This is a genomic window from Paraburkholderia sp. UCT31 (assembly GCF_014397655.1).
GTDB lineage: Bacteria > Pseudomonadota > Gammaproteobacteria > Burkholderiales > Burkholderiaceae > Paraburkholderia > Paraburkholderia tuberum.
This window is the reverse complement of the sequence record NZ_VZQP01000025.1, coordinates 66,324-78,475: the sequence shown is the minus strand read 5'-3', so window position 1 is coordinate 78,475 and position 12,152 is coordinate 66,324. Positions and strand designations below refer to the sequence as shown.

Annotated in this window: 10 protein-coding genes and 1 pseudogene; 6 read left to right on the top strand and 5 right to left on the bottom strand. The window is 61.6% G+C overall.

What is annotated here, in order from left to right; translation table 11 throughout:
* Nucleotides 1-10 precede the first annotated feature (10 nt).
* The 3 genes from F6X40_RS21660 to F6X40_RS21650 are packed head-to-tail and all read right to left on the bottom strand — an operon-like array spanning nt 11 to nt 2,899.
* Nucleotides 11-1,015: a substrate-binding domain-containing protein gene (locus F6X40_RS21660; protein WP_184070111.1), complete on the bottom strand. Its 1,005-nt coding sequence runs from the start codon at nt 1,013-1,015 to the stop codon at nt 11-13.
* Between the two features lie 29 nt (nt 1,016-1,044).
* Nucleotides 1,045-2,085, bottom strand: a complete 1,041-nt coding sequence (locus F6X40_RS21655; protein ID WP_311548363.1) for an ABC transporter permease — start codon at nt 2,083-2,085, stop codon at nt 1,045-1,047.
* Nucleotides 2,078-2,899: an ATP-binding cassette domain-containing protein gene (locus F6X40_RS21650; protein WP_221307813.1), complete on the bottom strand. Its 822-nt coding sequence runs from the start codon at nt 2,897-2,899 to the stop codon at nt 2,078-2,080. The genes F6X40_RS21655 and F6X40_RS21650 overlap by 8 nt, the downstream gene beginning before the upstream one ends.
* A gap of 414 nt (nt 2,900-3,313) precedes the next feature.
* Here F6X40_RS21650 and F6X40_RS42430 point away from each other — a divergent pair.
* Nucleotides 3,314-3,577 (top strand): annotated as a pseudogene (locus F6X40_RS42430) (filamentous hemagglutinin); the annotation flags it as partial.
* Nucleotides 3,578-3,800: 223 nt separating this feature from the next.
* On the opposite strand, the gene F6X40_RS21645 reads toward F6X40_RS42430, so the two are convergent.
* A complete protein-coding gene (locus tag F6X40_RS21645) occupies nt 3,801-4,121 on the bottom strand; it encodes a hypothetical protein (RefSeq protein WP_187629162.1) in 321 nt (106 codons plus the stop codon).
* Nucleotides 4,122-4,475: 354 nt separating this feature from the next.
* Here F6X40_RS21645 and F6X40_RS21640 point away from each other — a divergent pair, with 354 nt between their 5' ends.
* The gene (locus F6X40_RS21640) at nt 4,476-6,863 is read left to right on the top strand and encodes a PAS domain S-box protein (protein ID WP_187629161.1); all 2,388 of its coding nucleotides are present in this window, start codon (nt 4,476-4,478) and stop codon (nt 6,861-6,863) included.
* A 325-nt stretch (nt 6,864-7,188) separates the two neighbouring features.
* Here the strand turns inward: F6X40_RS21640 and F6X40_RS21635 are convergent, their stop codons facing one another.
* Nucleotides 7,189-8,223, bottom strand: a complete 1,035-nt coding sequence (locus F6X40_RS21635) for an AraC family transcriptional regulator (RefSeq protein ID WP_187629160.1) — start codon at nt 8,221-8,223, stop codon at nt 7,189-7,191.
* Nucleotides 8,224-8,366: 143 nt separating this feature from the next.
* On the opposite strand from F6X40_RS21635, the gene F6X40_RS21630 reads away from it, so the two are divergent.
* The 4 genes from F6X40_RS21630 to F6X40_RS21615 all read left to right on the top strand — a co-directional run bounded on the left by F6X40_RS21630 (nt 8,367) and on the right by F6X40_RS21615 (nt 12,070).
* Nucleotides 8,367-8,774 (top strand): carboxymuconolactone decarboxylase family protein, encoded by a 408-nt coding sequence (locus F6X40_RS21630; RefSeq protein WP_187629159.1) that lies wholly within the window; start codon nt 8,367-8,369, stop codon nt 8,772-8,774.
* A 45-nt stretch (nt 8,775-8,819) separates the two neighbouring features.
* Nucleotides 8,820-9,875, top strand: coding sequence for a 3-keto-5-aminohexanoate cleavage protein (locus F6X40_RS21625; protein WP_187629158.1), 1,056 nt, complete (start codon nt 8,820-8,822; stop codon nt 9,873-9,875).
* 75 nt (nt 9,876-9,950) lie between these two features.
* Nucleotides 9,951-11,228: an MFS transporter gene (locus F6X40_RS21620; protein WP_262421498.1), complete on the top strand. Its 1,278-nt coding sequence runs from the start codon at nt 9,951-9,953 to the stop codon at nt 11,226-11,228.
* 5 nt (nt 11,229-11,233) lie between these two features.
* A complete protein-coding gene (locus F6X40_RS21615) occupies nt 11,234-12,070 on the top strand; it encodes an SDR family NAD(P)-dependent oxidoreductase (RefSeq protein WP_187629157.1) in 837 nt (278 codons plus the stop codon).
* Nucleotides 12,071-12,152: the final 82 nt, after the last annotated feature.

Sequence of the window (12,152 nt, the reverse complement as noted above, 5' to 3'; positions counted from 1 at the left end):
TCATCCGACCTTAGCGGATTCCGCGTTTGATCAACGGAATGAGCGAGTCGATCGTCGCAGGTGTTTGGACGCCTGCGCCGGTGTTGATGGTCAGTCCCGCGAAATGATAAGCAGCCGAGAGCACGCATTGCGTGACCGGCAGGAAGCCTTGCAGATAAAGTTGCTGGTCGAGCGTCGCGGTAATGTATTTGCTCTGCAGCCCCGAAATCGTGGCCGGTGCCAGATCGATGCCACCAATGATGATTTGCCCCGGCTTCTTGCCAGCCTGCTGGAGCGCCTGCGGAATGAACCCGGTTACACCGCCGTGCTGAGTCCCAATCGCCTTCAGATTAGGGTGCGCCTGGATAAAGGCGACCAGGATCGGCACGGCGAGCGATGAATCGGAATCCACCTGAGGTGAGATATTGAGCCTGGTCACCTTTACGCCGGCCTTCTCCAGCGTTTCGGCAAGGCCACGGTCAGACTGACTGCGCACACTCTCGTTGAACACACCGTATTCCAGCGCCTCGTCGCCCTTCTTGATCCCAGCGTTGAGCATCGCCTGCGCGGTGATCTGCCCGCCTACGTAGAGTTCGACGCCGGCGTAGCCGAAGCCCTTCGCGTCGTAAAGTTTCTGGTTCTCGGGTAGCGGCGTGTTGCCGACGGTAACGATGATGCCCTGGTCTACCGCCTGCTTGATCAGTGGCGCGAAGGCTGGATCGCCCGGATGGCCCATGATGCCGATGCACGTCGGATGCGCCGCCATCGCCTGGCGAAACTGCGCAAGCATTGTCTCTGGGCTCCAGGCCGAGAACTGCTCGATCACCTTGATGCCTAAGGCATGCCCCGCGTCCGCAGCCCCGGTCTGACGTGGCAGCGTCGCGCCGTCGCCAGGGTTTCCGCCCATCTGCATATACATTGTCATACCGGCGCCGAGCGGCCCCGTCGTGGTCGGCTCAGTGGCACCGGCCGTCTGCGCGAGGCCAAACGCGAGAATACTCGCCCCCAGGAGGGATCCCGTCATGATCTTGATCATTTCTGCTCCTTTCTCCTGATTTAACGGCTTTATCGCCCCCCAAGCCTGAATCTTTCGCGCAACACGCGCAGCTTGGCGGGATTCTCTACCAACAGATGCAGCGTCACGGCGACGATGAACACCACCCCTTCGATCGCCTGTACCCAGAAGCCGGCGATACCTGTCGCAACGATTCCGGCCTCCAGCATGCCTATCACGAAAGTGCCGAAGAAGGTACCCACGATCGTCGCCGTGCCACCAAACACCGAGGTTCCGCCGATGAACACGCCGGCCAGCGCCGGCAGCAGATAGCCCTGCCCCTGGGTTGAAAAATAGTTCAGATTCTCGAGCGTGAGCAGCACCGTGGCGAAACCGGCCAGCACACCCATCAGCGTGAACAATTTCACCGTCTCACGCACGACATTGATGCCCACGACCTTCGCCACGTTTCGGTTGTCTCCGATGAACAGCAGGTGCTCGCCAAAACGGTGACGATTGAGGATGAACCACATGAACACTGCAAGCCCGAGCGCCCAGAGCGCTTGCATCGGGACCACACCGAACAACGTGCCCGCGAATACTGCATAGGCTGAACCGTTGGCGAGCTCCTGTAGCGCATTGGAGAGCCCGCCGGACAGGATCGAAGCAACCCCAGCCCAGAGGAACTGCGTGCCGATTGTCACGATGATCGAAGGCACACCGACCACCGCGACCAGCACCCCGTTCACCACGCCGACCAGCGCGCCGCCCGCCAATGCCGCGATCACGGCTAGCCAGGCTGATCCGGTGGTGTTCACGCACCAGGCGAACAGGAAGCCCGAGAATGCCATCACGGAGGGGAAGGACAGATCGATTTCCCCCGCCGCAACCACCAGAGTGAGCCCGATCGCCAACACCGCCAGCGGTGGCACGGTGGTCAGGAACGAGAAGTAGATTGGCCAGCCTAAAAAGACGCGCGGTGCGGTTGCCATGAACAGGCCGACCACCAACGCGAACACGACCAGGCTCGGCACTCCCTCGATGCGTGCAAAATCCGGCAGGCGAAAACGCACCAGCCGCGCCGGCTGTTCGTCTTTTATCGGATCACTCACGTCCTTGCCCCGCAGCCAGCGCCGGCCCGTGCCCGCTCTGCTGTAGCGAAATCAGGAACCGGGTGAGTTCCTCGAGGCTCATCTCACCCGACTTCATATCCGCGACGATCCGGCCACGATCGAGCACGACGAGCCGATCGGCGAGCTCGTGCACATGGGCGAGGTTATGTTCGATGTAGATGCAGGCGCGGCCGGACTCCTTGATCGACCGTACGAAGTCGAGAACCTTACGTACCTCGCTAATGGCAAGCGCAACCGTGGGTTCATCGAGAATGATCAGATCGCTGTCGAAATACATCGCCCGTCCGATCGCGATGCCCTGGCGCTCGCCACCGGAGAGTTTCGCAATCAGCGAATCCGCGTCGATCCCCACGCCGCGGAAACCGAGCTGGCGCTTCAAAATATCGTTGGCAATGCGCCGCTGTTCGGCAACTTTGATGAAGCCGAACCGGTTGGTGATCTGCCGGCCGACAAAAAAATTACGCCACAGCGGCTGCTTCTCGCCCAGCGATTTTTCCTGATAGACCGTCTCGAAGCGCAGTCGGTGCGCCTCGCGCACCGAAAAGCGGTTCCAGTCGACCTCCTCGTCGCGGATGAACAGCTTGCCCGTGCTCGGCCGCACGACACCAGTCAGTACCTTGATGAGCGTCGACTTACCCGCGCCGTTATCACCGATCAGGCCGACGATCTCGTTCCGCCCAATGGCCAGATCGATGCCGGAAAGCGCCCGTATCTTGCCGTAGGACAGGCTGATACCTTGGGCGCGCACGATATGCTGATAGGCGCACGTACCGGGCGCTGCCTGGTTCGGCATCACGCCACGCTCCAGCTCGAATGACCCACAGCGATGTTGTGAACGACGACAGCCATAGATCTTTCCCCTTTGCTTATCGATCGCCGCATCAACTTACATTGGAAGTGTCCCTGAAATTTAGCAAGCCTTAGAGTCCAGTTCAAGAATCGCTTGCGAGACCGCTTATATTTCATCGGGAGAATATTAGTCCTGGGCACTTGAACAACGCACAACCTGAGGGATAGAAGAAGCGCGTCGGAAGGGTCCCCACAGGACGAGCGGCCACAAACGCCCGGTCAAAAAGGCGCAAAAAGCAGAGGTATCGGCATGCATCCGCCACGCCAGCGGCTATTCTTCAGACGCTACGACTAACGCGGTTCAGGCCGGCTCTGCGGGTCGTCGTCAGCCATTGCGCGCCCCACGCGGAAAAGGGGGGGCAGCGTCTCCAGCGGCAACCGGTTGGTGATGGGCGGCATCTGCGCAGGCTGCTCCGGTGGTCTTGGCAGCGACGTTTACTGGGACGTCCAGAGTACTGGGCAAGCGTCGAGCGGCGGCAATCTACCTGCATCCAACGGGCTCACCACGGCCCAGATGAGCAACCCGGCCAGCTTCGTCGGCTGGGACTTCGGGCCGAACGGCGTGTGGGTCATGCCGACGGGCGCCACGCATCCAGTGCTGCGGTGGCAAGTGGAACATTAGCCTGGCGCGACGTTGGTGGAATTGTCCATCGCGCAGACGACTTGAGACCGCAGTGGGTCGATCCGAGCCATCGGTCTTGATGATCGCACGCGGGATGAGCGCATCGCTACGTCTGGTGACATTCGGCAGTCCAATCGATCGTATCGCGTCAGCCACAGATCAACGCTCTGCATCCAACGCCACTTTCGAACCATCAAGGCCCAACTCTCTCGGCGCTCGTACGTTAGATGGCTACCCGTTTCGGCTCTTCGAATTCCGGGACGACATCCCGATCGCGCCGATCCTTACCCTTAATCGATGCCAGCACGGATGCAAGGACGATCAACTCACCACCGATTGCCGCAAGCACAGATACCCCTTCCCCGGGCCAAACGCTAGCGAAAGGCGCCCATCTCGCGACGCCCAGAGCGAGCGCGGCGCAACCGAACGACACAAAGCCGGATTGCACGGCCGTCATCGCTAGCGGAGAAACGGCGTTGACCTGCATGACGCGCTTCATTGCGCATACCGGTTGAAGTTCAACGCGGTCGTCGACGCCGGACATCCGGCGCAGAGCCAGATCTCGGTTGCCCAGCCAAAACAGATGGCGCCGGGTTCGCAGATTCGAGCCTGGGCTGACGTATGGTGTGCGAAGCTAAACGCTTCGTTCCTGTTTCGCCCCCGAACCCGTTTGTGAAGGCCTTGTCCGTTCTCCGCCGATCGAGCAGTTCCGAATGCTCAGTGGTTTGTCCGCCTGGCCATTACGTTGCGAAAGCGTTATCCGGTCACTCCTGCCTCGCCACTCGCCGGCCAGGGCACAATGGCAGGTGGTATGGAACGCCCCGGGTACTGCTCGAGGGATGATTCGTGTGCAGTCCTGGAAGGATATGTCGGACCGCTAATACTCAACGGGAGGCGAATGCACGGCGACGAGGACGATATCGAATCAAGTTGGCCGCCGCTGCTGATCGCGCATGTATCGGAGTACGCGATCTTCAGGCTGACCGGGCACGGCGAGGTCGCCAGCTGGAACCCCGGCGCGAGACGCATCAAAGGCTACGCGGCCGATGAAATCATTGGCCGGCACTTCTCCGTCTTTTACACGGACGACGACCGGCACACCGGTGTTCCTGACGCCGCGCTGCGCGCGGCGCGCGAGCACGGCCAATATGATTCCGAAGGCTGGCGCGTACGCAAGGACGGCACGAGGTTCTGGGCCAGCGTTCTCATTACGCCTCTTTATGCGGCCGACGGCACCTTCATCGGCTTTGGCAAGATTGTGCGCGACACAACCGACAAACGCATGGCCTATGAAGCCGTGATCGAAAGCGAGCGGCGGTTCCGGCTGCTGGTGCAAGGGGTAGCCGATTACGCGATCTTCATGCTGTCCCCCGAGGGCCACGTGACTAACTGGAATCTGGGCGCGGCGCGGATCAAGGGCTATGAGGCCAGCGAAGTGCTCGGAACGCACTTCAGGCGGTTCTACACAGCCGAAGAGGCGGCTCAGGGTCTGCCGGAACACGGCCTGCATACAGCCGCAACGGAAGGGCGGTTCGAGACCGAGGGCTGGAGGGTCAGGAAAGACGGCAGCCGGTTCTGGGCCAATGTCGTGATCGATGCAATCCGCGACGAGGAAGGGACGCTGGTCGGCTTCGCCAAGATTACCCGCGACGTGACGGAGCGCAAGACCGCTCAGGAGCAACTGGAAAAGGCACGCGCGGCGCTGCTTCAGTCTCAGAAGATGGAGGCGCTTGGAAAACTGACGGGGGGCGTCGCACACGATTTCAACAATGTGCTGCAGGTGTTACGCGGCAATCTGGAATTGCTCGAAGGCCGCCATGGCCGTGATGCCTGGACAAGAGAGCGCCTCTACAAGGCAATTGATGCGGTCGAGCACGGGGCCAACCTGGCCTCTCAACTGCTCGCGTTCGGACGCCGTCAGGCGTTGCAGCCCATTGTCGTAAATCTGGCTGTCATGCTGCGGAGCATGGACGACCTGCTCAGACGGGCGCTGGGCGAAGTGATTGAGGTCGAAACCGTCATTGCCGGCGGGCTGTGGAACACGCTGGTCGACCCGAACCACCTCGAGAACGTGGTGTTGAACCTGGCCATCAACGCGCGCGATGCCATGCCGGAAGGCGGCAAGCTGACGCTGGAGCTGTCGAACGCCATGCTCGACGAGCACTACAGCGCGCTGGCCGCTGACGTTCGCGAGGGGCAATACGTGCTGCTCGCCATCACCGACACTGGAACAGGGATGACCCGCGATGTCCTCGAACGCGCTTTTGAGCCGTTCTTCACGACCAAGCCGGAAGGGCAAGGCACGGGCCTGGGCCTGAGCATGGCGTACGGGTTTATCAAGCAAAGCGGAGGTCACGTCAGGATCTACAGCGAGCCCGGGCACGGGACAACCGTGAAGATCTATCTGCCCCGCTCGATGGAGAAAGCCGTTGACCTCGAACCCAGACAGCCGGTGGCGCTCACCGGCGGGTCTGAAACCATTCTGGTCGTTGAGGATGACAGACGCGTTCAGGCAACCGTGGTCGAAACGCTCAGACAGTTTGGCTATACCGTACTGAAGGCAGACGACGCCCAGAGCGCGCTCGTGATCGTGCAAAGCGGGATACATATCGATCTGATGTTCACGGACGTGGTGATGCCCGGCACGATGCGCAGCACCGAACTCGCGAAACTCGCGACCAGGGTGCTGCCGCATCTGAAGGTCCTGTTTACATCGGGATATACCCAGAATGCCATCGTCCATGGCGGCCGGCTGGACACGGGTGTGCATCTGCTGAGCAAGCCGTACAGCCGGGAGCAGCTTGCATCGAAAATCCGCCGGATGCTGGGACCGGCCCGCACGGCCGATGTGCACCCGCCGGTCGCATCGCCGTCGGCAGATTCGCCGTCGTCCGAGCCGTCTCACGCGCCAGAAAGCTTCGCAATCCTTGTCGTGGACGATGACAGAAGCGCGCGGGAGGCGATCAGTGAACTGCTGACCACCCTGGGCTATGACGTGCGTCAGGCTGCCGATGCAGAAGCAGCAATGCGCGCATTGATGACAGGGAAGACCGATGTGCTTCTCACGGACATCGTCCTTCCGGGGCGGTCGGGTATCGAGCTGGCGAGAGCTGCCGTCGAGCGCAATCCGGGCATCAGGATCGTGTTTGCTTCCGGCCGCGACGCTCCGACGCCAGAGGAGGTCGGATTCGATTGCACGTCGCTGCGCAAGCCATTCGCGATCGAACAGTTGCATGCGCTGATCGCGGCGATGCACGGACAGGTTGAACAAGGAAGAAACGAGTAAGGGCATCAGCAGTCGCCGGCAGCCGTACGGCCTCGCGCCCGCTCCCGATCAGATATCGGGACAGCGAACAGATGAGTCGTTGAATAATGGCCTTCCGGGCATTCCAAAGCCGCTCGATCGATTTTGATGACCGATCCGAAGCCAGGCAGCGCCGACGTAGGGCAACGACCGGCAAGGGCCGGCCAATTTCAGCCACTCGAAAAGGCTCGTTGGTCGTCCCCTTCCGGCTGGACACGAAACACTCGTCGATGTTGATTTGATCCCTGGTTCACCGCTCCGCTTCGCCCGTCGTCTTGCTACGAGAATCAGCGGCCCAACGCGCTGGCTAGCCAGGCGATGCATCGCGGGCCCCAGCACTTCGTTGTGCATTTTCGCGGCGCCACGTCGAAACGCTGCAGCCGAAGCGGCCGTTGAACCAGCGGGAAAACGCGCTCAGCGATGAGAAGCCTACCAGCGTAGCCACTTCAGACAGCGGCCGGTCGCCGCTACTGACATACCGCATCACCTGTTCAACCCGCACCGCATCGACAATCGACAGAAAGCTGTCACCCTGACGGGCGAGGTGGCGATTCACGGTCGTGCGATCCACGCCCAGATGCTGCGCGATCCGGTCGGCCGAGCAGGTGCCAGACGGCAAAAGCGCAATGACCAGTTTCCTGACCTTGTCGGACATGGTTGCGTTGGACTGAAGCAGCATCGAATCCAGATACTGGCGCACCTGCTGCGCCATGACCGGATCGTAAGCTGGAATCGCGGCGTCGAGATCCGCTGCGAGGCACACGATGCCGTCGAAATCCTGGTTGAACTCAACGGGCGCGCCAAATACACGCGTATGCATGGCGAGGCTGGCTGGAGCGCTGTACGTGAGACAGATGGTGCGCGGCTTCCACGCTGCGCCCAGCACCAGGCCAAGCGTCCGATACATGACGCCCAGCATCAACTCCGTTGCCTGGCGCATCGAGCCAGGCATGCCGCCCATGAGGTCTTCCCGGATGATGGCGAGTCCTGCCGTTTCCTCGACGCGCATCACCACCGCTTCGTTCTGCAGGCGCAGATAGTGCGCCATCGATTCGAGCGCGCGGCGCAACGTCGGCTGTTCCCGCATCGCAAAACCGAGAGGGCCAAGGTTGGAGAGGTGGCGGGTCTCGGCCATGCGCAGCGCGAAATCCTCGACGGCAGCGGCCTGGGCGGAGGTTTCCAGCAACCGCGCCACTGCCTCGGCCGGAATCATGATGTCGGGGTTCAGCAACGCAGAACGGTCAATGCCGGCATCACTTAACTGCTGGTAGGGATCAAGGCCCACCGATCGGGCCACTTCGACGTAACTGGTCAGGGCGGCACTGCGAAGCAGATAGGACATATGGTTTTCCCTCGTGCATCAAAATGTAAATTTTTTGCCTCAATCTGTCAAACCGCTTTTTGCCAGTATCCGATACTTGCCTCCAGAGACGCGTGATGACCAACGCGTACGGAAATTCGAGAAGTTCGAGAGGAGGCGAAACAATGAGCAATGAGACGAGCCGCAGCGCGACCCCGGTTTGCGATCAGCTGCGCGCAACCGGCAACTGGAATCCCGCCTGGGATGCGATTGCAGAACTCGATCCTGTCTGGGCCGAGAAATTCATGGCGATGGGCATGCACACCGTGATGTCGGGTGTGCTGGAACCGAAGGTGTTCGAGTTCCTCGCCATCGCGGTCGACGCGTCCTGCACGCATATGTATGCGCCGGGCACACGCCGTCACATCCGCCGCGCGCTCGAACTGGGCGCCACCAGGGAAGAAATCGCTGCGGTCTTACAGGCGGTGAGCGTCCTTGGCATTCATTCCTCCAGTCTCGGCGCGCCGATCCTGCTGGAAGAACTGGCCGCCTTCGAGAAGGCAAACGTCGACGCTGCGCAGGCCGGTGCCTGACGTCAGCGCCGTCACTTCATTAATTTTCAAAGAGGAACACAGACCATGCATTTCCTTGACGACTCCCTGCTGCCTGAGAACCAGGAAAAACTCGTGATTCAGGTGGCGCCCTATGGGCCGCAATGGATCCCCGGCGATTCGGACGATATCCCGGTCACGATGGACGAGCAGGTGCAGAAGGCCGTCGACTGCTACAACGCAGGCGCGACCGTGCTGCACGTGCACGTGCGCGAGGAGGACGGCAAGGGCAGCAAGCGTCTGTCGAAGTTCAACGACATGCTTGCCCGTCTGCGCGATGCTGTGCCGAAGATGGTGCTGCAGGTCGGCGGCTCGATCTCATTCGCGCCGGAGAATGAAGGCGAAGCGGCCCAATGGCAAAACGATGACACACGTCACATGCTCGCGGAGTTGAACCCCCGTCCGGATCAGGTCACCGTTGCGATCAACACCAGCCAGATGAACGTGATGGAGTTGATGACCGAGGCCGACATCGCGGGTACCTCGCTCATGAACCCGGCGCTGCAGGCTGCCTATCGCGACATGATCGTGCCGTCCAATCCCTCATGGCACGTCGAACACATCAGGCGTCTCGTCGCCAACGGCATCCAGCCGCAGTTCATGCTGGGGAATCTGACGCAACTCGAAACGGTCGAGCGTCTTATTCGCAACGGTGCGTATAGCGGTCCGCTGAATATCAATTACGTGGCAATTGGCGGCGGCGCGGCCGGGTTGCATCCCGCCGACATGATCGAGTTTGCCCGCCGCACCCCGGAGGGCGCGGTGCTTACGTTCGAAACGCTGAACCGGAACGTGGTGCCGATGAATACGCTGGCGATTGCGCTGGGCCTGCATGTACGGGTCGGTATCGAAGACACGCTGTTCGGCCCGAACGGCGAGCGGGCGACTTCAGTGCAGCAGATCGAGCAGATGGTGCGCATGGCGCGCGAGCTCAATCGCGACATCGCGAGCGGCGAGGATGCCCACCGCATCTATCAGATCGGCACCCAGTGGGGTTCGGTCGACGAGACGCTGGACAAACTGCGCATGGTCCCTAATCGCACGTCCGGCCGGCGCGACGTGCCGGCACGCAAGGTTGCCTGAGCGGGGATAACGGGGCGCAACGCGGCAGCGTATCGCGTTGCGCCTCGCTCTGAACCCTCTCAGGCATGGAGACAGATGATGTTCTGGAAGAAAAACCCCTCTGCGGTTCTGGCATCGCTACTGGTGATCCACCTGCTGGCACACATCGACCGCAATATGCTGCTCGGTTTCTCGCCGCAGATCATTAAAGATCTGGCGCTCAGCAACACGCAATACGGCTTTCTGGTCGGCGCGGTATGGGTGCTGAGCTTCGGCGTGATGGCGATGTTCATGGGCACCCTTGCGGACCGCTTCAGCCGCACCCGGGTCATCGCCGCCGGCGTGCTGATCTGGAGCGCCTGCACGCTGGCCTCGGGCCATGCCCAGAGCTTTGAGCAGATGGTCTTGGCGCGCTTTTTCGTTGCCAGCGGCGAGGCGGCGCTGGTACCTGCCGCGGTGGCCCTGCTGGCTGAACTCTTCTCGGAGAAGCGACGAGGCACGGCACTGGGACTGTTCTTCATGGGGATCCCCATGGGCGTCGGCTGCAGTTTCCTGCTCGCCGGCAGCTTTGGCGCCACGCATGGCTGGCGGACCACGTTCTATGTCCTTGGCATCGTCGGCGTCGCCGTTGCCTTGCCGCTCGCGCTGCTCAAGGAAGACCGTAGCCAGCTCGCACCGCAGGAACGCGGCGCACCGTTCGTAGCCCAGGCGCTCGCGGTGTTGCGCACCGTCGGCAGCAACCGTGCGCTGGGCTTCGTGATCGTTGGTTTCGTACTGGTCCACCTCGTTTTTGCCAGCTTTTCCTTCTCGCAGTTGTGGCTCGTCAACGAACGCGGCATGAACGCGGCTGGCATTGCCACCAGGATCGGCGCGCTACAACTGGTGTTCGGCACGCTGGGCGCGGTGATGGGTGGCGTCATGGGCGATCGTGTGGCGAGCAAACTGCGCGGCGGACACGCCAGCTTCATGGCGCTCCTTGTCGTGATCTGCGCGCCGTTGATGCTGGCCTGTCGTTTCGTCCCGGTCAGTTCGCCGCTGTTCTACATCGGCATGTGCGCGGGATTCTTCCTGCCGCTGGCGGTGTACGGCCCGGGGGCGGCGGCGATCATGAGCATGGCACCCCAGAAAATGCGCTCGACGATCTTCGGATTCACGATGCTGTCGATCAACGTATTCGCCCTTGCCATCGGCACCGTGGTCATCGGGATGGCCGCCGATCATTTCATCAAGGCTGGCGCCACCGCTCCGCTGACGGGTGTCCTGATCGCCACCGACGTGCTGACGATCAGTTCGGCGCTGTTTTTCGCCCTCGCGGCGCGCGCCTCGCGCAGGCAGCGTGCGCTCGCGCTGCAAAACATACAACCTGCGAGGTAATGGAAATGCAAGACCAACGTCGAAATCTGGAAGGGCGTGTCGCCCTCGTCACCGGTGCCGGTCGTGGGATGGGCGGTGCCATCGCCGTTGATCTGGCCCGCGCCGGTGCACGGGTCGCGATCTGCGATATCGACATGCCGGCCCTCGAAGAAACGCGCGCTGCCGTGGAAGCGGCCGGCGCACCGTGTCTGGCGCTGCGCTGCGACGTCTCGTCCAGCAGCGAAGTCGCCAACCTGTTCGCCGCGATCGTCGAGCGTTTTGGGACGCTGCACATTCTCGTCAACAACGCCGCGCTCGTGCCGAACACGCCGATCGATACGGAACGCCGCAACAGGCATTACGCCTATATCACCACGCCCGTGCCGCGGCAATCGCTGGCTTTCACCAGCAGCATCAGCGACGAGGAGTGGCATCGTTACTGGGACGTCAACGTGCACGGCCTCTTTTACTGCACCCGCGAAGCGCTCAGGCTGATGCAGCCGCAGCGCGACGGCAGGATCATCAACATCGCGTCGATTGCGGGCATCTCGGCCATGAGCGCCCATAGCCCGCACTACAGCGCCACCAAGGGCGCGGTGGTCGCCTTCACGAAGTCGGTCGCAGCCGAAGTCGCGGGTGCCAATATCTTCGTCAACGCGATGGCGCCTGGGGGTGTGGCCACTCCCGAATTCACGGAATACTTCGAGGCCGCCGGTGAGGAAAAGCGCAACCAGTTCTGGCAAGTGGTGCCAGCCGGACGCCTGGGCACGATGGAGGAATACGCCTCGATGGTGACCTATCTGGCCGGCGACCACTACCTGGTCGGCCAGGTGATCAGCCCGAATGGCGGCGTAGTGATATGACCGGATGCGCCGCGTGACCTGAAGCGATCACGCCTGAAAATCCTTGCATCGACCTCTTCAGCATCTGCCATAACAATCAGTT

What these genes read in the sequence shown, in the direction of transcription:
- F6X40_RS21660 (WP_184070111.1), bottom strand. Translation starts at nt 1,015, where the DNA reads ATGATCAAGATCATGACGGGATCCCTCCTGGGGGCGAGTATTCTCGCG.
- F6X40_RS21650 (WP_221307813.1), bottom strand. Translation starts at nt 2,899, where the DNA reads ATGCCGAACCAGGCAGCGCCCGGTACGTGCGCCTATCAGCATATCGTG.
- F6X40_RS21645 (WP_187629162.1), bottom strand. Translation starts at nt 4,121, where the DNA reads ATGTCCGGCGTCGACGACCGCGTTGAACTTCAACCGGTATGCGCAATG.
- F6X40_RS21640 (WP_187629161.1), top strand. Translation starts at nt 4,476, where the DNA reads ATGCACGGCGACGAGGACGATATCGAATCAAGTTGGCCGCCGCTGCTG.
- F6X40_RS21635 (WP_187629160.1), bottom strand. Translation starts at nt 8,223, where the DNA reads ATGTCCTATCTGCTTCGCAGTGCCGCCCTGACCAGTTACGTCGAAGTG.
- F6X40_RS21630 (WP_187629159.1), top strand. Translation starts at nt 8,367, where the DNA reads ATGAGCAATGAGACGAGCCGCAGCGCGACCCCGGTTTGCGATCAGCTG.
- F6X40_RS21625 (WP_187629158.1), top strand. Translation starts at nt 8,820, where the DNA reads ATGCATTTCCTTGACGACTCCCTGCTGCCTGAGAACCAGGAAAAACTC.
- F6X40_RS21620 (WP_262421498.1), top strand. Translation starts at nt 9,951, where the DNA reads ATGATGTTCTGGAAGAAAAACCCCTCTGCGGTTCTGGCATCGCTACTG.
- F6X40_RS21615 (WP_187629157.1), top strand. Translation starts at nt 11,234, where the DNA reads ATGCAAGACCAACGTCGAAATCTGGAAGGGCGTGTCGCCCTCGTCACC.